Origin of the sequence: Brevundimonas sp. (genome assembly GCF_036659295.1) — a bacterium.
In the GTDB taxonomy this organism is placed as follows: Bacteria; Pseudomonadota; Alphaproteobacteria; order Caulobacterales; family Caulobacteraceae; genus Brevundimonas.
In genome coordinates, this window is sequence record NZ_JAVXCU010000014.1 from 29,163 (window position 1) to 48,213 (window position 19,051).

The 19,051-nt window shown below is 61.9% G+C and carries 18 protein-coding genes and 1 tRNA gene; 14 read left to right on the forward strand and 5 right to left on the reverse strand.

Annotation, left to right across the window (positions count from 1 at the left end):
• Positions 1-5 precede the first annotated feature (5 nt).
• From RSB01_RS04595 to RSB01_RS04605, 3 genes are read left to right on the forward strand one after another with little or no spacing between them, the layout of a single operon-like run.
• A complete protein-coding gene (locus RSB01_RS04595) occupies positions 6-806 on the forward strand; it encodes a DUF4198 domain-containing protein (RefSeq protein ID WP_332590567.1) in 801 nt (266 codons plus the stop codon).
• Positions 807-808: 2 nt separating this feature from the next.
• Positions 809-1,900, forward strand: coding sequence for an FAD:protein FMN transferase (locus RSB01_RS04600; RefSeq protein ID WP_332590568.1), 1,092 nt, complete (start codon positions 809-811; stop codon positions 1,898-1,900).
• An 18-nt stretch (positions 1,901-1,918) separates the two neighbouring features.
• A complete protein-coding gene (locus tag RSB01_RS04605; RefSeq protein WP_332590569.1) occupies positions 1,919-3,286 on the forward strand; it encodes a sulfite reductase subunit alpha in 1,368 nt (455 codons plus the stop codon).
• Positions 3,287-3,290: 4 nt separating this feature from the next.
• Here RSB01_RS04605 and RSB01_RS04610 read toward each other — a convergent pair whose 3' ends face one another.
• Both RSB01_RS04610 and RSB01_RS04615 read right to left on the reverse strand, forming a co-directional pair.
• Positions 3,291-3,968, reverse strand: coding sequence for a Fe2+-dependent dioxygenase (locus RSB01_RS04610; RefSeq protein WP_332590570.1), 678 nt, complete (start codon positions 3,966-3,968; stop codon positions 3,291-3,293).
• An 85-nt stretch (positions 3,969-4,053) separates the two neighbouring features.
• Positions 4,054-6,315, reverse strand: coding sequence for a TonB-dependent siderophore receptor (locus RSB01_RS04615; RefSeq protein WP_332590571.1), 2,262 nt, complete (start codon positions 6,313-6,315; stop codon positions 4,054-4,056).
• Positions 6,316-6,487: 172 nt separating this feature from the next.
• On the opposite strand from RSB01_RS04615, the gene RSB01_RS04620 reads away from it, so the two are divergent.
• From RSB01_RS04620 to RSB01_RS04670, 11 genes are all read left to right on the forward strand, one after another.
• On the forward strand, positions 6,488-6,814 hold the full coding sequence (locus RSB01_RS04620) for a YerC/YecD family TrpR-related protein (RefSeq protein ID WP_332590572.1): 327 nt from the start codon (positions 6,488-6,490) through the stop codon (positions 6,812-6,814).
• Positions 6,815-6,836: 22 nt separating this feature from the next.
• Complete coding sequence (hisG, locus tag RSB01_RS04625; RefSeq protein WP_332590573.1) at positions 6,837-7,718, forward strand: ATP phosphoribosyltransferase; 882 nt, start codon at positions 6,837-6,839, stop codon at positions 7,716-7,718.
• Entirely contained in the window at positions 7,718-9,025 is a 1,308-nt protein-coding gene (gene hisD / locus RSB01_RS04630) for a histidinol dehydrogenase (protein WP_332590574.1), read from the forward strand. The genes hisG and hisD overlap by 1 nt, the downstream gene beginning before the upstream one ends.
• Entirely contained in the window at positions 9,022-10,446 is a 1,425-nt protein-coding gene (gene hisB / locus RSB01_RS04635) for an imidazoleglycerol-phosphate dehydratase HisB (protein WP_332590575.1), read from the forward strand. Before hisD ends, hisB begins: the two co-directional genes overlap by 4 nt.
• Complete coding sequence (gene hisH, locus RSB01_RS04640) at positions 10,446-11,045, forward strand: imidazole glycerol phosphate synthase subunit HisH (RefSeq protein ID WP_332590576.1); 600 nt, start codon at positions 10,446-10,448, stop codon at positions 11,043-11,045. The genes hisB and hisH overlap by 1 nt, the downstream gene beginning before the upstream one ends.
• Positions 11,042-11,773: a 1-(5-phosphoribosyl)-5-[(5-phosphoribosylamino)methylideneamino]imidazole-4-carboxamide isomerase gene (gene hisA / locus RSB01_RS04645; protein ID WP_332590577.1), complete on the forward strand. Its 732-nt coding sequence runs from the start codon at positions 11,042-11,044 to the stop codon at positions 11,771-11,773. The genes hisH and hisA overlap by 4 nt, the downstream gene beginning before the upstream one ends.
• Complete coding sequence (gene hisF, locus RSB01_RS04650) at positions 11,770-12,537, forward strand: imidazole glycerol phosphate synthase subunit HisF (RefSeq protein WP_332590578.1); 768 nt, start codon at positions 11,770-11,772, stop codon at positions 12,535-12,537. Before hisA ends, hisF begins: the two co-directional genes overlap by 4 nt.
• Positions 12,534-13,157, forward strand: coding sequence for a bifunctional phosphoribosyl-AMP cyclohydrolase/phosphoribosyl-ATP diphosphatase HisIE (gene hisIE / locus RSB01_RS04655; RefSeq protein WP_332619506.1), 624 nt, complete (start codon positions 12,534-12,536; stop codon positions 13,155-13,157). Before hisF ends, hisIE begins: the two co-directional genes overlap by 4 nt.
• Before the next feature lie 122 nt (positions 13,158-13,279).
• Positions 13,280-14,164 (forward strand): hypothetical protein, encoded by an 885-nt coding sequence (locus RSB01_RS04660; protein WP_332591804.1) that lies wholly within the window; start codon positions 13,280-13,282, stop codon positions 14,162-14,164.
• A gap of 160 nt (positions 14,165-14,324) precedes the next feature.
• Positions 14,325-14,612: a hypothetical protein gene (locus RSB01_RS04665; protein WP_332591803.1), complete on the forward strand. Its 288-nt coding sequence runs from the start codon at positions 14,325-14,327 to the stop codon at positions 14,610-14,612.
• 123 nt (positions 14,613-14,735) lie between these two features.
• Positions 14,736-16,778, forward strand: a complete 2,043-nt coding sequence (locus RSB01_RS04670; protein ID WP_332591802.1) for a TonB-dependent receptor — start codon at positions 14,736-14,738, stop codon at positions 16,776-16,778.
• A gap of 60 nt (positions 16,779-16,838) precedes the next feature.
• Here RSB01_RS04670 and RSB01_RS04675 read toward each other — a convergent pair whose 3' ends face one another.
• The 3 genes from RSB01_RS04675 to RSB01_RS04685 all read right to left on the reverse strand — a co-directional run.
• A complete protein-coding gene (locus RSB01_RS04675; RefSeq protein ID WP_332619507.1) occupies positions 16,839-18,380 on the reverse strand; it encodes a peptidase S10 in 1,542 nt (513 codons plus the stop codon).
• A gap of 268 nt (positions 18,381-18,648) precedes the next feature.
• Positions 18,649-18,723 (reverse strand) — tRNA-Val (locus tag RSB01_RS04680).
• A gap of 112 nt (positions 18,724-18,835) precedes the next feature.
• Positions 18,836-19,051, reverse strand: a 216-nt coding sequence (locus RSB01_RS04685) for a response regulator (RefSeq protein WP_332625115.1), incomplete at its 5' end; no start/stop codon positions are given.

The window sequence follows — 19,051 nt, forward strand, 5'->3', positions numbered from 1 at the left end:
GTTTCATGAAAAAGACCCTCGCTTTTCTGGCCCTGACGGCCGCTCTGGCCGCTCCGATGGCCGCACAAGCCCACCGCGCATGGATGGCCCCGACGGCCACCGTCCTGTCGGGCAATGATGCATGGGTCGGCTTTGATGCCGGCATGTCCAACATTGTCTTCCATGCCGACCACGCGGCCATGCGCCTGTCGGGTCTGGACATCACCGCGCCGGACGGCACCAAGCTGCAGGCCCAGAACAACGCACAGGGCCGCTACCGCTCCATGTTCGATGTCGAGCTGAAGCAGGAAGGCACCTACCGCATCGCCAACGTCTCGCAGGGCTTCATGGCCATGTACGAGCAGGGCGGCGAGCGTAAGCGTTTCCGTGGCACCGAGGCCGAGTTCGCCACCGCCATTCCGGCAGATGCCACCAATGTCATGCCGACCCGTACCGCCTCGCGTACCGAAACCTTCGTGACGCTGGGCAATCCCAATGACACGGCACTGGCCCCGACCAACCAAGGTCTGGAACTGATCCCGGTCACCCACCCGAACGATGCTGCCGAGGGTGAAACCTCGACCTTCAAACTGCTGCTGAACGGCCAACCGGCTGCCGATGTCGATGTCACCATCGCCCGCGAAGGCATCCGCTATCGTAGCAACCCCGAAGAAGTCACCGTCAAAACCGCGGCTGACGGCACCTTCTCGGTGGCATGGTCGGCTGCCGGTCTGCACTGGATCGGTGCCTCGGTCCGCTCGGAAGGTACCAATGGCCAACCAGGTACCAATGCTTCTTACAACGGCACGATCGAAGTCCTGCCCTAAGTATGAAACGCTCCAGTTCCGCCCCCTCGCCTGTCACGATCGGCGATCCTGTCGCCAATGATTTCGGCGAGAACCGTGTGTTGATCCCACCGGTTGAAGGCGGACCTGAACGCCCGCCCAGCGACATGGTCTGGTCGCTGGAGGGCTTGAGCATGGGAACGAGCTGGCAGGTGCGCTTTGTGCCACCGCCAGCCTCGGACCTTCAGACCTTCCGCACCGCCGTCGAAGGCGAACTGGACACGGTGATTGCCCTGTTCAGTCCGTGGATTTCTGACAGCGAAATCTCGCGCTTTAATCGCGCCGATACCGGTTTTGTGCCGCTGTCCGATGAATTCTGGTCGCTGCTAACCGACTCGCTCGACATCGCCGATGATGTGAACGGTGCGGTCGATCCGACCCTGGGCGCGCTTGTTGACCTGTGGGGTTTTGGTCCGACAGGCCCGCGCCCGTCCCTTCTGCCCGTCCCTGCCGAAACCGAAGTGGCCGAGGCCTTGAAGGTTAGCGGCTGGAACCGCCTGCGCCTGAACCGCGACGAACGCGCGGCGCTGCAAGCGGGCCATATGAAGCTGGACTTTTCGGGCATCGCCAAGGGCCATGCGGTAGATCGCGTCTCGGATGCCCTGACCCGTCTCGGTGCCACCTCGCATCTGGTCGAGATCGGTGGCGAGCTAAAAGGGCGCGGCGTCAAACCCGATGCCCAACCGTGGTGGGTCGAGATCGAAGCCATCGAGGGCAGCCCTGCCCCGCGCACCGTCTGCGCCCTCGTCGATCTTGCCGTCGCAACCTCCGGCGACTGGCGCAAAACCTTCAGCCATAATGGCCGCAACTATAGCCACACGATCGACGGTTCGACCGGTTATCCGGTCCAGAACGGCGTAGCGCAGGTCACCGTATTCGAGGCCACGGCCATGCGCGCCGATGCACTGGCGACGGCCCTGACGGTTCTTGGCCCATATGAAGGTCTTGAGCTGGCCCGCGCCATGAACCTGTGCGCCCATTTCCTGATCCGTACCGAAGCGGGCATCCGCGAAACCTATACCTCCGCCTATGCCGCCATGATGGAAGACGAAGCCTCCGCTTCGCCCCATCCGTAAGCCCGTATTTGTGACCGCATGACTGTGACTTCCGATCTAAGCAACTGGATGTGGGCCGGTGGCCTGACCGCCCTGTGGCTGGCCCATGCAGGCTGGGCCTTTACCAAGTCCCGCAAGGCCAACCGCGCCATCAAGGCCCGCGCTGCGGAACTGAAAAACGGTGCCGCCCACACGGTGCTGGTCGCCTATGGCAGCCAAACGGGTCTGGCCTCCGAACTGGCAGAGAAGACCGCCGGCACCCTGAACGATTCCGGCGTCGCGGCCCGCGTCGTTGCACTCAGCGAACTGGATGCCGATACGCTCGCCAATGCCCGCCGCATCCTGTTTATCGCCTCGACAACCGGCGAAGGCGATGCACCAGACAATGCCTCGGGCTTCCTGCGCCGCCATATGGGCCAGCCAATAACCCTGTCGCATCTGTCCTATGCCGTGCTGGCACTGGGTGACAGCAGCTATGAGCATTACTGCGCCTTTGGCCGCGCACTGGACCACTGGCTGGCCGCCAGCAAGGCCAGCCCGATCTTCGAGCGGATCGAAGTGGATAATGGCCGCATCGAAGACATCCACCACTGGCAGCACCACCTGTCGGCCCTGACCGGTTCGACGACCGATCACGACTGGGCACCGCCTGCCTATGATCCGTGGATCTTGTCCGAGCGCACCCTGATGAATGCCGGCAGCCCCGGCGGTGAGGTCTGGCATCTGCGCTTTGTCCCCAAGGGCCACAACCCGAACTGGCAGGCCGGTGACATCGCCGAGATAGTCATTCCGGCTCTGGGTGACGCCCCGTCTCTGCTGCGCGAATACTCCATTGCCAGCCTGCAACAAGATGGCAGCCTTGAACTGTGTGTGCGTCTGGCCACCCTGCCCGATGGCGGTTTTGGTGTCGGTTCCGGCTGGATGATCCAGAGCCTGAAAATGGGCGGAGAGGTGGAAATGCGGGTTCGCAGCAATCCAGCCTTCCGTCCCGTCGCCCCGCAATCTGCGGCTATCCTGATTGGCAATGGCACCGGTATTGCCGGTCTTCGCGCCCATCTGAAAACCCGTACCGGCCAAGCCTCGACATGGCTGTTGTTCGGCGAGCGTACCCAAGCCCACGACGCCCTGTTCGATGCCGACCTGCAAGCCATGCTGGCCGATAAACGCCTGACCCGTATGGATCGCGCATGGTCGCGTGACGAAGGCGATGGCCGCTATGTGCAGCATCTGGTGTCAGAGCATGCCCGCGAGATCGTCCGCATGGTCGAGGAAGGGGCAACCCTCTTTGTCTGCGGCAGTCTGGAAGGCATGTCGCAAGGCGTCCATGCCGCCCTCGAAGTGGCTCTGGGCGAAGACGTACTGAACGGCCTGACCGACAGCGGCCACTACCGCCGCGACGTCTATTAAGGCCTTAGACTTCAGACCAGCGCCTTAGCAGGTTGTGATAAACGCCCGTCAGTTCGATCACAGCCTGATCCTTCGGACCCCGTTCGATGTTCAGGCGCTGGATGGCCACATCCATGCGGAACAGGCTCTCGCGGTCGGCATCGTCGCGGATCAGGCTTTGCAGCCACATAAAGCTGGAAACCCGCGCGCCGCGTGTCACCGGCGTGACGCGGTGCAGGCTCTTTGACGGATACAGCACCATGTCACCGGCGGGCAGTTTGACGCTCTGCTCGCCATACATCTCCTCGATCACCAGTTCTCCGCCGTCATAATCTTCCGGCTCGCTCAGAAACAAGGTGGCCGACAGGTCGCTGCGAATACGCACATTACCCCGCTGGCGGATGGCATTATCGACATGCAGTCCAAATGTGTCGCCGCCCTCGTAGCGGTTGAACAAAGGCGGGAACAGGGTGTGCGGCAGGGCCGCCGACATGAACATCGGATGGGCATAGAGCGCCTGTGTCACCAGTGCCGACACCTCTACAGCCTCGGCGCTATCTTCGGGCAGTTGCCGGTTCTGCTTGGCCGTCGCCGACTGGTGGCCGGACGTCACATTTCCATCCGCCCACGGCCCCGCATCCAGCGTTGAACGAAGGCGTGCCACCTCGTCCTTGGTAAAAACAGCGGGGATGTGCAGCAGCATGTCGGATCAATCCTCGGATAGATGCAAATGACCCTGCCACCACGGGGATGACAGGGCCATTAGTTTTAGGGTTCTAAACCCGCGATCAGTAACGCAGGTTCAGCGTCAGCAGTGCCTGACGGCCCGGTGCCACATCGGCGTGGTGCACGCCATTGGTGCGCATGATGTAGCGCTCGTCACCGACATTCTTGACGTTCAGCGTCACCGACGCCGTATCGCTGATGTCATAGTTGCCCATCAGGTCCACACGGGTATATTCCGGCGCATAGACACGGTTGGCACCGCCACCGGCACCGCCCTGATTACCGCCCCACGACTTGGACACATAATAGACGCCGCCGCCGACCGTCAGTTTCGGCAACAGGCGATAGGTGGTGAACAGGCTGGCCGAATGTTCCGGCGTGTTGGCCAATTGCTCGCCCACCACAGTGCTGTTGTAGGCACCCTTGGTCAGTTCGGAATCCATCCAGGTATAGCCACCGAACACCTGCCACTTTTCGGTGATGTTACCGGCTGCCGACAGCTCGACACCCTTCACCTCGACCTCGCCCGCCTGTGCGTACACATTCGGTGCCGTCAGGATCTGCGCGTTTTCGCGGGTCAACTGGAAGGCAGCAATGCCCAGCGACAGCTTCTGGTCGAACAGGCTGGCCTTGGCTCCGATCTCGAAGCTCTCGGTTTCTTCCGGCTCCAGCAGGCGGTCGGACAGATTGCCCGTACCAATGCCGCTGCCAGTGTTCTGGTCACCAGCCGAAATGGTCGGCGGGGTCGAAGAGGTGGACCACGATGCGTACAGGCTGGAGTTCTGGGTCGGCTTGTAAACCAGACCGGCCTGATAGTTGGTGAAGCTCCAGTCACCCTTACGCGGCGTATAGACCGGCGCATTCAGTGAACCTGAAGCATCGACACCTTCCACCGAATAGTCGTCATAACGGATGCCGAGGTTCAAGATCAGCTTGTCCGTCAGATTGATCGCGTCGAAAGCATACAGCGCCACAGTGTCGGTCGTATTGCGGCCGACAGGACCGCGCGTGATGGTACCGGTCCAGCTGTCCGAAGGATTCGGCGCATAAAGCGGCGTGCAATCCATACCTGTCAGCGGCGCAGGACAGGCCGAGCCCGAGGTCGTTACCACCGTATAGGAGGCGTTGCGGTTCTTTTCGCGCGACAGTTCCAGACCGGCATTGAAGTTGTGACGGATCGAGCCGGTCGTAAAGCTGCCGGTCAGATCGGTGACATTGGCAATGGTCTCGGCCGGATTCCAGCGCGACTTGGTCCCGCGTTTCATCCACCAGACGCCATCGATATTGGCCACGCCGCCATTGGTGACATTGCCGCCGTCACCCGGATTGGTGACGACATAGTCGTTCAGGGTTTGCGAATAGCGGCTGACATTGCGGATACGCAGGGTGTCGCTGACATCGTGGGTAAAGATGGCCGAGAAGGTATCGACCGTATTCTTCAGATAATCGCGGTCCTTCAAGCCATAGAAGGCGTCGCGCGGGACATTCAGAATGCCGCTTTCATCGTCACGCACATTGGTTTTGGTGAATAGCGGCAGACCATAGTCCGGCATCTGGTTCGATGTCAGGTGATAATAGCTGGCCGTAAAGGTGGTGTCGGTGCCAAGACCCGCCGCAAAGGCTGCCGATACGCCCCACTTGTCATAATCGACCGCATCACGGCCCGGTATATCGCCCTGTGCGCCCATAATGTTCAGACGCAGGGCTGCATTTTCGCCGACACGGAAATTGCTGTCCACCGTGCCACGCAGATAGCCATCGGTGCCTGCACCGATCGAGCCGTGGGTAAAGTCGGTCAGACGCGGTTGTTTGGTCGCCAGATTGATACTGCCGCCACCCGAGCCACGGCCCGCATAGACCGCATCCGGCCCTTTAACGACTTCGACCTGTTCGAGGTTGAACAGTTCGCGCTGCTGGCCGCCTGCATCGCGCAGACCATCAACGAAGATGTTGTTGCCCGAGGCCTGACCACGAATGACCGGACGGTCGGCCAGCGGCTGGCCGCCTTCACCGGCACCCAGCGTAATACCCGGCGAGTTGGCCAGAATGTCTTGCAGCGACATCGCCGCCGTCTGTTCGATCACCTGTTGCGGGATCACCGTCACGGCGCGCGGGGTATCGACCAGCGGCGCGACAAACTTGTTTCCCGACGGCTCCCTGCGGGCCTTGTGGCCATGAACGTCGATGGTACCGAGATTGGTGCTGTCCTGCGCTTCAGGCAGCGGCGCGAGCTCTTCGGCCATGACGGGTGCTGCGGCCAGCACACCGGCGGCTCCGCCAGCCAGGAAAAGCGCCTTCAGTGCCAAGGCTCGGGTATCGGACATCGGGTTCAGCCCTTGATGTAAAAATGAGAAGCGCTTGCATATAAGGTGCGTCAGACTGTCGCAAGATGAATTGATAACTATTCGCATTAGCGTCGCTGCCATGTGCAAAATTGTCGCACCTTGTCTCAACACCCTCTTGACCGTTCCACTGTTACAGCATAGTGGAACGCGCATGACGACCCAGCCTTCTCTCCCCGACGCCCAACAAGAGACCAAGGAACGTGCGCGCGCAGCCCTACTGGATGCGCTGCTGTCCATGCGCTCGCATGAGGAAATGGCCGCATTTCTGGCCGACCTGTGCACGCCTGCGGAACTGCGCGCCTTTACCGAGCGCTGGCAGGTGGCCCGCTTGCTGGATGCCGGCGGCAAGTCCTATCGCGAGATAGCCGTCGAGGCGCAGGCCAGCCCCACCACCGTCGTCCGTGTCGCCCGCTATCTGAAGGACATGCCGCATCAGGGCTATCGCATCGCCCTGGACCGCATTCCTTCCCAAGACTGAACAAGACCCGAGAAAGTAACCTATGAGCACCGCACAAGGTCGGCTCCGTATCGCCATTCAGAAATCCGGCCGTCTGGCCGACCGCTCGCTGGACCTGATCCGCGATGCGGGCCTGAAATGGGTCAAGGGTCACAACGAACTGCTGTACCGCGTCGAAAACTATCCCATCGACCTGATCCGCGTGCGCGACGACGACATCCCCACCTTCGTCGCCGATGACGTCTGCGATCTGGGCATTGTCGGCGAGAACGTCCTCGAAGAAGGTCGTAATGGCGGCCCCAATGCGCAGGTGGTCATGCCGCTGGGCTTTGGCCGCTGCACACTGAAACTGGCCACCTTGCCAAGCGCGGACTGGCAGGGGGCCAAGTCGCTGGAAGGCCAGCGTATCGCGACCTCCTATCCCAATATCCTCAAACGCTATCTGGCCCTTGAGGGCGTGAAGGCCGACGTCGTTCTGATGCGCGGTGCGGTCGAAGTGGCCCCGCGTATGAAGCTGGCTGCCGCTATCTGCGATCTGGTGTCGACGGGGGCTACCCTAGAGGCCAACGGTCTCGTCGCCCGCGACACCGTGTTTGAGAGTCAGGCCGTCCTGATCAAATCGCCGACGCCCCCCGAGGCCGAACTGTCCGACCTGCTGGACAGCATCATGGAACGTATGAGCGGCGTCATTGCCTCCTCGGGTGCGAAATATGTGATGATGAACGCCCCGCGCGCCGCACTGGGCGACATCATCGCCATCCTGCCGGGGGCCGGATCCCCCACAATAATGCCGTTGGCGGGCCGGGATGACGCCGTCGCGGTTCACGCCGTGTGTCAGGAAGCTGTATTCTGGGAAACGCTGGAGAAGCTGAAGGCCGTTGGGGCTTCGGCCATCCTTGTCCTGCCCATTGAGAAGATGATGTAATGAAGACGTTTGAATGGTCCCAACTGGATGCCGCCCAAAAGCGCGAGGCGCTGGCGCGTCCGGCAAGCCGCGCGGCCGCCGATGTAACCGGTGTGGTGCGCCAGATCATGGACGACGTCGCCGCGCGTGGCGGGGCCGCCGTCACCGAATGGTGCTTAAAACTGGATGGTGCACCGCCGCGCCGCATCCCGATCAATAACGAGACATTGAACGCCGCCCGTGACCTGTTGGCTCCGGCCGACACCCGTGCGATCCGCATGGCAGCGGAAAATATCCGCATCTTTCATCAGGCCACCAAGCCGACCGACAGCGAACTGATCGAAACCACCAAGGGCGTCCGCTCCAAACTGGCATGGCGTGCGATCCGGACTGCGGGCATCTATGTGCCCGGCGGTACGGCCCCCCTGTTCTCGTCCCTGCTGATGCAAGCCATTCCGGCACAGGTCGCCGGTGTCGCCAACCTCATCGTTGTGACCCCGCCATCCAAGGACGGCAGCGTCCACCCCGCCATGATTATCGCCGCCGCCGAGGCAGGCCTTGAGGCCATCTGGGCCATTGGTGGCGCACAGGCCATCGCCGCCCTGACCTATGGCGTTGAACTGGAAGACGGCACCTTGCTGCGCTGTGACAAGCTGTTCGGTCCCGGTAATGCCTATGTGGCCGAGGCCAAGAAACAGGCCGCGGCCCTGCCTTCCGGTCCCGCCATCGACATGCCCGCAGGCCCGTCCGAACTGATGGTCGTGGCCGACACGGCTGCCGATCCGGTCATCGCCGCCGCCGATCTTCTGGGTCAGGCCGAACACGATACCGACGCACAGGTCATTCTGGTCGCCACCTCCAAATCGGCCCTCAACGCCATTCTGGAAGAGGTCGAGGACCAGATCACCACCCTGCCCCGCGCAGACATCGCCCGCGCCGCTCTGGATAATGCCCGCGCTATCCTCGCGCGTGACCGCGCATCCGTGCTGGAAGTCATCAATCTTTACGCTCCCGAACACCTTGCCCTGCAAACCGAGGATGCCGGTGATCTCGTAGAGGGCATCGAAGCCGCAGGGGCCATCTTTGTCGGTGGCTGGGCCGCAGAAAGCCTCGGCGATTACGCCGCTGGCCCCAGCCATGTTCTGCCGACCGACGGCAGTGCCCGCGCCCTTGGCGGTATCACCACCGCCAGCTTCATGACCTCGATGTCGGTGCAATATGTCAACGAGGAGGGCGCACACACCCTTGCCCCCGTGGCCGCGCGCCTTGCCCGCCTCGAAGGTCTGGAAGCCCACGCCCGCGCCGCAGATTACAGGTGTGAAGAATGAGCCTGCCCGCCCCCTTTCCTCCGCTCGTCTCGGGTGCCGAGGGTCTGGACGCCTATCCGGCCAGCCCTGCGGCTCTGGCCGCGCGTATGGCCGAGACCTATGGCGTCGATACCGCTCAGGTTCTGCCTGTTCGCGGTCTGACCCACGCGCTGGAACTGGTGTGGCGTCTGGCGGCCCGTGACGGTGGCTCGGTCGAGGCCCCCAAGGCCGAGCCTTACCTGCGCCTGTCAGCCATCTATCCGGCCAAGGGTGATGCGATGGCTGTCATCGCCCGCGCCGTAGGATCGCTCGAGGCTATTACCGAAATGGCTGCCCGCGTCGCCCCCGCCCTGCTGGTGGTGGACGAGGGCATGATCGAGTTCTCTGATGCCACCTCGGCCGTCACGGTCATTAAAGACACGCCCAACCTCGTCGTGCTTCGCAGCCTGTCACTGGCCTATGGTCTGGCCGGTGCGCGTGTCGGTGCGGCCATCGCTCAACCGCAAGTCCTCGCCCGTCTCGAGAGCGTGCTGGAACCCTATGCCCTGCCCGACCCGCTGATGAAGCTGGCACAGCAGGTGCTGGACCCGTCGCGCATGCTGGAAAGCCTTGAGCGTATCGCCACGGTCCGCCGTGAGCGCGAGCGACTGGTGCGCGAACTATCGCGCCTCATGCCTGTCGATAACGGCATCGGCCCGATCATCATCGCCCGTCCCGAGGATATCGACAGCGCACTGGCCGCTTTGAAAACCTATGGCATCAGCGCCGATGTATCCGAAGAGCGCCTGCGTCTGCCGGTGTCCCTCAAGAGCGAGGTCAATGACCGCCTGCTGGCCGCCTTTGGCCTGAAGCCCGCTAATGTGCGCGCGCCACGCACCGGACAGTCCGTACGCGACACCAAGGAAACCCGCATTGTCTGCACGGTAAACCTTGATGAGACGGGTCCGGTAAAGATCGAGACCGGTGTCGGCTTCTTTGATCACATGCTCGAACAGATCGCCGCCCACGGCGGTTTCTCGCTGCGCCTGAAATGCGAGGGCGATCTCTATACCGACCCGCACCACACGATCGAGGACAGCGCCATCGCTCTGGGCCAGGCTTTGAAACAGGCTCTGGGCGAACGCAAAGGCATTGCCCGCTACGGCTTTGTCCTGCCGATGGATGAAGCCAATGCGGTGGTCTCTATCGACCTGTCGGGCCGTCCCTTCCCTGTGTTCGAAGGCTCATTCGAGACACCGTATCTGGGTGATTACCGCACCGATATGACCGCCCACGTCTTCCGCTCGCTGGCCGAACATCTCGGGGCTGCCGTCCACATCAAGGTCACCGGCACCGACGACCACCACAAGACCGAGGCCTGCTACAAGGGCTTTGGCCGTGCGTTGCGCCAAGCCATCCGTGTCGAGGGCGACGCCATACCGTCCACCAAGGGCGTGCTGTAATGGACGTGACCCTCATCGGTTATGGCGCGGGTAATATCGCCTCGGTGCGTTTTGCGCTGGAGCGGCTGGGTGCGCGGGTGCGCATTACCGACGATCCGGCAGATGTGCCCGAGGCCGAGCGCGTCATCCTGCCGGGTGTCGGGGCTGCGGGCTATGCCATGAAACAGCTCAACGCCCTCGGGCTGACGGATGCGCTGCGGGCCTTTGAGCGTCCGCTTCTGGGCGTCTGTCTTGGCCAGCAACTTTTGTTCGAAAAATCCGACGAAGACGGCGGTGCCGACATGCTGGGCCTGATCAAAGGTCGTGTGACCCCGGTCGTCCCCGGTCCCTCGCGCCCCTCTCCGCATATGGGGTGGAGCCGTCTTCACATCCGCCGCGACGATCCGCTGATGCAGGGCGTCGAGGCGGGCGAGTGGGTCTATTTCGTGCACAGCTTCGCCTGTCCCGATGGTGCCGCCACCGTCGCCTATGCAGATTACGGCCAGACCATCCCCGCCGTCGTCAACAGCGGCAACCGCTGGGGTTGCCAGTTCCACCCCGAGCGTTCGGCCAAGACCGGCGCGCGTATCCTCAGAAACTTCCTCGAGTTACCGGCATGATCATCTATCCCGCCATCGACCTGAAAGACGGCTTTGCGGTGCGTCTGCTGCACGGTGATTTCGATCAGTTCACCCGTTACGACGACAATCCGGCCAACCGCCTTGCCACCTTTGCCGCCGAAGGGGCCGAATGGATCCACATCGTCGATCTGGACGGTGCAAAGGCCGGCAGTCCCCAGCAATACGGTCTGATCGACGAAATGGCCAAGGCGGTGGATGTCAAAATCCAGTGTGGCGGCGGTGTCCGCACCGAGGACGATATCGCCCGCCTGCTGGAGGCCGGTGTCACCCGCGTTGTTGTCGGCTCTCTGGCCGTGACCCAGACCGATCAGGTAATGGCATGGCTGGACCAGTTCGGCACCGAGGCCATCACACTGGCCCTCGATGTCAAATACGAGGACGGCCTGCCGGTCCCCGCCCTGAAAGGCTGGACCCAGTCGGCCGGTGTCGATCTGTGGACCGTCTTGGACCGCTATCCGTCCAGCCTGCTGACCCATGTCCTGATGACCGATGTCAGCCGCGACGGTGCCCTGACCGGTGCCAATCTGGATCTTCTGGCCGAGGCCCTGCGCCGCCGCCCCGAACTAAAAATACAGGCCTCGGGCGGTGTCGCGACACTGGACGATCTGACCGGTGCCAAGGCCATCGGCTGTGACGGGGCCATTACCGGCCGCGCCATCTATGAAGGCCGCTTCACGGTGGCACAGGCGATAAAGGCCGTCGCATGACCGCGCGCAGGATCATCCCCTGCCTCGACGTGAAAGACGGGCGCGTCGTCAAAGGCGTGCGCTTTGAAGGCCATGTCGATATGGGCGATGCGTCAGAACTGGCCGCCCGTTACCGTGACGAAGGCGCGGACGAGTTGGTCTTTTATGACATCACCGCCAGCCCCGAAGGCCGCACCCTTGATTACTCGTGGGTGCAGGACATTGCCCGCCTGCTGGACATTCCCTTCTGTGTCGCGGGCGGTATCCGCACCGTCGAACAGGCCGCGCGTTGTCTGGACCACGGGGCCGACAAGGTGTCGATCAATTCTCCGGCGCTGGAGCGTCCCGAGCTGATCACCGAAATGGCCCGTGTTCTGGGTCGTCAGTGCGTGGTTGTCGGCGTCGACAGCGCCTTTCAGGACGGCGAGTGGAAGGTCCACAAATATACCGGCGACCCCGATGCCCGACGCGGCACGGGCAAGCGGACACTGGACTGGATTCTTGAAGCCCAGAGCCTTGGCGCCGGCGAGATCGTGCTGAACTGCATCGATCAGGACGGCGTGCGCAAAGGTTATGACATTGCCCAACTGACCGCCGTACGCGAGCGGCTGACCATTCCGCTGGTCGCATCCGGCGGAGCAGGCGCGATGGAGCATTTCCTGTCGGCCTTCAAAGACGCCGATGTCTCGGGGGCACTGGCCGCCAGCGTCTTCCATTCGGGGGCCATCGCCATACCCGACCTGAAAACCTATCTGGACGCCCATGGCATAGAGGTGCGGATATGACCGCTGTGATTGCCGATTTCGACATTGAAACCATCGACTTTGCCAAGGGCAACGGCCTGATCCCCGCCGTGGTGCAGGACGCCGACACGCTTCAGGTCCTGACCCTCGCCTATATGGACAAGGCCGCTCTTGCCGAAACGCTGGATAGCGGACAGGCCACCTTCTTCTCGCGCTCGCGGGGCGGGCGTTGGCGCAAGGGGGAAACCTCGGGCGATTTCCTCAATGTGGTCTCGGTCACACCCGACTGCGATTGCGACGCCGTGGTGGTCAAGGTTCGCCCCGTGGGCAATGCCTGCCACCTGAACCGCGTCTCCTGTTTTGGCGACGAGGTCGCCCCCGGTGTCGGCCAGTTGGTGAAACTGGAGCGCACCATTGCCATCCGCGCCGTCGCCGATCCTCAAGAAAGCTGGACCGCCCGCCTGATGCAAAAAGGCGTCAAGCGCATCGCCCAGAAGGTCGGCGAAGAAGGCGTTGAAACGGCCCTTGCCGCCGTCGCCGGCCCCGACGAGGAAGTTGCCAGTGAGTCAGCGGATTTGATCTACCACCTGCTGGTGCTGTTACAGGCGCGCGGCATGAAACTTAACAATGTCATCGACGTTCTGAAATCGCGGGAAAAGTAACCCTTTCGGGTAACGAACTGTCACATCCGCAGTAGTAACATGGCTGTGCTTTGCTTTTTAATGTGACGCTTAATATGCCAACCGCCCTGCGAACGACTCGTTCGACCTTGGAGAAATACACCATGTCGCGATTTATCCGTCCTGTACTGGCCGCTTGCCTGGTCCTCGCACCGGTAGCGACCGCTCAGGCACAGGATTGGCGTGGCACGCCGGTTTTCGGTCAAACCCGACTGAGCGGCGGCTTCACACCGGATCCCTACACTGTACAGATCACCGCTGGTGGCACAAATGATGCCGGACAGCTGGGCGGCGGACGCTGCTCGGGCAAGGTTGGCAATAATCCAGACTATGTGCTGCGCTATTCGGCCACTGATATGCCGCTGTATATCCGCTCCACCTCGGACGCCGACACCACTCTGGTCGTGCGCGATCCGCAGGGCTCATGGCAGTGCGATGACGATACCAACGGCCTGAATCCGGAACTGTCCTTCCCGCGCCCGCAATCGGGCACCTATCATATCTGGGTCGGCACCTATGGTGACGAGCGTGCGCGCACCACTCTGGAAATCTCGGAACTGTCGGATTCCAGCACCACAGCCTCGGGCGGTCAGATCGATCTGAGCCTTGATTCCAATTTTGGCGGCGTGACACTGCGCAGCGGCTTCCGCCCCGACCCGCACAATATCGAGATCGTTGCCGGTGGCAGCGTGCCGATTTCCTCGGTGGATGACAGCTGCCCCGGTTCGGTGTCCTCGGCACCGGACTATTCGGTGACCTATACGGGCAACCGTAACGCCCCGCTGGTCTTCACCTTCGTCAGCGATGACGACGCCGTGCTGCTGATTAACGGTCCGGACGGTGAATGGACCTGCGACGACGACAGCGACGGCAATCTGGACCCGCGTGTCACCTATCGTCGCGCCCAGACCGGCACCTATGATGTCTGGGTCGGCACGGTTGGCGGTCAGATGGCCAACGGCACCCTGTCGGTTTCCGAAGTGAACTAAGCTTCTGTTTTCGAATACGAACAAACGCCCCGCACCTTTACGGTTCGGGGCGTTTTTCTTATCTGCGAATAACATTGATCAACTAAAGTTCACAGATGCGTGAACTTAGTTCGTACCTTGCGCGTTAATCAGTCTCAACATCCCTTGGGAGGAGTTCAAAATGCGTAAGATTGTACTTGCTGCTATTTCCGTCGCTGCCATGACCGGTCTGGCCGCTTGCCAGAACCCGGCCGAAAAAGAAGCCGATGCCAAGGCTGATGCCGTAGAAGCACAGGCTGACGTGGCCGTGACCCAGCTGGAAAATCAAGCTGATGCCGCTGCCAGCAACGCCACTCAGGAATCTCTGGATGCACAGGCCGATGCCGTAGGTGAGGCCGCCGAGAAACAAGCCGACGCCATTCGCGACAACGCTAAAACAGCTCCGGCTACGACCACCCCAAGCCACTAAGCTGTAGTGACAAGTCAACAACCCCGCCGACAGTGTCGGCGGGGTTGTTTTTGTAATAAGACCACGGCTGTCTATTCTGGTTCCTGCCGGTTTTTGCCCGCCAGTTTTCCATGGAGTGTTTGCGTGCTGATTGATCTTCCCCAACCACCGCAGACCCCAGCTTCCGAAATCACCCGCGTACAAGATATTATCGTCACAGCCGCCCGTCTGCGCCCGCAACTGGCCCAGATCGCCTTTGACCATACCACGCTGCACAGCGAGGATTTGACGGCCACAGCGCGCGTCGATCAGGCCCTGCGCCAGATTCCTGCCGTCACCCTGTTCCGGCGCGCCGACAGTCTGGCCGCCAATCCGACCACACAAGGACTGTCCCTTCGCGCCATCGCCCCGACGGGGGCAGGCCGCGCGCTGGTGACACTGGACGGGGTACCGATCAACGACCCCTTTGGCGGCTGGGTGATCTGGGGACAGGTCACACCTGAAAGCCTCGAAGCCATCGACGTCATGCGCGGCGCAGGCTCCGGCCCCTATGGCGCGGGCGCACTGACCGGCACCATTGCCCTGCGCGAAAGCGACCGGCCACAGGGCATAGCCGACCTGTCCGTCGCCAGCCGCGGCGGTTTGCGCGCCGCCGCCAGCACGCGCGTGGAACAGGGCCGCTTTGGCCTGACACTGGCAGGCAGTCACGAAAGCAGCGACGGCTATGTGCCGGTACGCGGCAGTGTTGCCGGTCTCGCCGATGTGCCGATGGACCTGAAGCTTGAAAGCCTGTCCGGCCGTCTGGACTATGCTGTTGGCTCCGAAACCAGCCTGTCCTTGCGGGCCGCAAGCTGGCAAGAAGATCGCGGATCGGGCCTTGGCCGCAACCGCGCCAATGCTTCGGGCAACAGCGTCACTGCCACCTTGTCACGGCAGGCAACCCAAGGTCCGGCGTGGCGCATCCAGTTGTGGGAGAACCACAGCAACCTGTTCAACAGCTCCGGTGCCGTCTCGGCCGACCGCTCCACCGTCACCCCCGCCAACGAACAGTACCGCACCCCCGCGCGTGGACGCGGTATCAATTTGGCCCTGCGTAATACCCTAAGCCTGCACGGCATGCTGGAATGGGAAGCGGGCCTCGATGCCCGCTTCAACGAGGGTCAGACGCAGGAAATGTTCCGCTACATGGGCGGTGCCTTTACGCGCGGCCGGATGGCGGGTGGCGAAACCTCGGTCATCGGCGGCTATGTCGATGCCTCGTGGCACAATGGCCCGTGGATTGTAGCCGGTGGGTTGCGCCTCGACGAATGGCAGAACGAGAACGGCTTCCGGTTTGAAAACGATCTGCAATCGGGTGCCATAACCCTGAATGAAACCGATCCGGAGCGCAGCGATCAGGTGGTCAGCGCCCGTTTGGGCGTCCGTCGCGCTCTAGGCCCTGACAGTTGGCTGCGCGCCTCGGCCTATTCGGGATTTCGGCCCGCCACGCTCAACGAGCTTCACCGCCCGTTCCGTGTCGGCAACGACCTGACCGAAGCCAATGCGGGACTTGTGCCCGAAACGCTTGAGGGCTTCGAGCTGGAATGGGGCCATTCCAGTGATCGCCACAGCATCTCGGCCACCGTGTTCCGAAACATGATCGACGATGTGGTGGTCAATGTCACCCTTGCCGAGGGGCCCGGTAGCTTCCCGCGTGCAGGCTTTGTGCCCGCTGGTGGCGTGCTGCGTCAGCGCCAGAATGCTGGATCGGTCACGGCTACAGGTGTCGAAGTGTCAGGCCGGTATGACGCCACCAGCACCCTTGGCCTCAAGGCCGCACTGGCATGGACAGATGCCGAAATGGATGGCGGCCAGCTTGCGCCGCAACTGACCGGTCTTCGTCCCGCACAGGCTCCCGAATGGAGCGCCAATATCGGAGCCGACTGGCAGGTCACACCAACCCTTCTGGCTCAAGCCAATGCCCGCTATGAATCGGCCCGCTTTGACGATGATCTGAACAGCCGCCCACTCAAGGCCGCATGGACCATCGATGCCCGCGCCCAGTGGCAGGTCCTGCCCCATGCCGCCCTGTGGCTCGCCGCCGACAACCTACTGGACGAGGATATCGAAACCTCGCTGACCGGCACCGGCATTGCCGGATACACCGCCCCGCGAACGCTGCGCGCCGGTGTGCGTCTGACCTATTAGGGTCCATAAAAATAGCCCCGCAACCGAAGCTGCGGGGCCAAAGGCATAAGTCCAGACGACTTATCGGTTACGGATGAAGGTACGGATGTCGTTCGACAATTTCCGCAGATCATCCTCGCGCACGTACATCATGTGGCCGGATTCATAATAGTGCCACTCGATGCGACCATCCGTCGGGAAGCCCGGACGGTTCAGCGAATATTCCGCGCCAAAGAACGGGGTGGCCATGTCGTAATAGCCCTGCCCCACAAACACCCGCAGGGCACTGTTTTCGCGCAGGGCCTTACCGATATAGGGCGCTACGTTCAGATACTCGGCACCGCCGCGACCGGCAGAAGGGAGCGTCCAGTCCCAGCTACGGGTGCCGCCAATCGACGAATAGACCACGTCCGGCGAGTATTTCAGTGTCTCGCGGACCCAGCTGTTCATCGCCGCCGTATAGGCACCGTCGATCCCGTAGAAGCTCGGATCATTGTCGGGACGCTCGCCACCATTGTCGTAATCGACGCCAGTATAACGGGTATCCAGTCGACCAACCGACAGACCACGGTCACGCAGCAGCTCTTTATAGAAACGGCTGGGCGACAGACGCAGATTGACCTGCTCGAGATAGGTTTCCGAAATGCCGGTATAACGTGCCAGTTGCGGCAGGATGGCTGCACGCTCCTGAGTGGTCAGGTCATTGCCCTTCAGCAACGCCGAAGCATACGGACCAATGGCAAAGGCGCGGGCCTCGGCAGCAAAAGCTTCTACCGTCGCGGGGCGGTTCGGCACCTTGTTGTGGTACCAGGCTGTCGCCGCATAGGATGGCAGGTTGGTAACGAAGCCCAGCTCGTTACCCTGAACATTGGCGGCCTGACTGAAGTCGAGGATCGACGAGATCAGCAGGATGCCGTTGATCGATACATCGGTATAGGTGCCTTCCAGCTCGTTGATCACCGCCGCCGAACGGGTGGTGCCATAGCTTTCGCCACCGATAAATTTCGGCGCATTCCAGCGGCCATGCTCATTCAGCCACAGGCGGATGAAGTCGGCCATCGACTTGGCGTCCTGCGTCACGCCCCAGTATTTGGCCGGATCCGTATCGCCCAGTGCGCGGCTGAAACCGGTACCGACAGGGTCAATAAAGACGATGTCGGTGACGTCCAGCAGCGACTCGGTATTGTCGATCATCGGGAACGGCGCGGCACCATCATCGCGGGCATCCGACGGGACAACCACGCGCTTGGGACCAAAGGCCCCCATCTGTAGCCACAGCGAGCCGGAACCCGGGCCACCATTCCACAGGAAGGTCACCGGACGGTTCGGATCTGTCGGACCTTCCTTGATGTAGCTATAGGAGGTGATGGCCGCGAGCGGCTTGCCGTCCTTGTCCTTCAGATAGGTCTCGCCCGCGATGGCGCGATAGGCAATCCGCTGGCCGCCAAACACGCCCGTATGGCGCGTGGTCGAAACCACCGGCGGCGGAATATTATGCCCGGGACGCTCGCGTGCGGCGGATCCCTCGCTGCGCGCTTCGCCTTGGCCCGAAGACTGAGCTTGGGCCATAGCTGGCCCTGCCAGCAACAGCGCCGAGACGGCGGCAATAACCAGTTTTTTCAAGTTGAAGCCCCTCATACACATCCGCACTCCCCTCGAGCGCGTGGTGCCTAAGGCAGCACCATAGTGAAATGTGGCGGCAATCCAGCCCGAATGTAAACCAGCGATATAACGCAGAGGTCAGATAAAATCGGCCCAATCTTCGACAGTTCACCGAAGATTATCCGAACAGAGACCCCAAACCCCTATGACGCGCAGAGCGCCCGTTCCGGACACGCGAAAACGGCTCTTGTTCAGAGCTGGGATGTCGAAATGTCTGGAAAAGAGGAAATGGTGGACGCGACAGGGATTGAACCTGTGACCCCCTCGATGTCAACGAGGTGCTCTCCCGCTGAGCTACGCATCCGCCTTTTCAGCGACCCATCAAGTTGCCTTGGTGGGCGGGAAGGCCCGTCGTATAGCCCCCGTTTTACGACTTCCGCAAGTGGTTTTTTCGCTCTTTTCCGTTATTTTTCAAATCACGCCGCAATCATACGGTCGACCTCGTCCACGAGGTCTTTCAAATGGACCGGTTTGGCCAGCACCTTGGCTTGCGGCGACGCTTGAGCTGCGGTCAGCGCCACAGCCGCAAAACCGCTGATGAACATGATTTTCATGTCCGGATCGCGCGCGCTGGCCGTACGGGCCACCTCGATACCGTCTGCCCCCGGCATAACGATATCGGTCAGCAACAC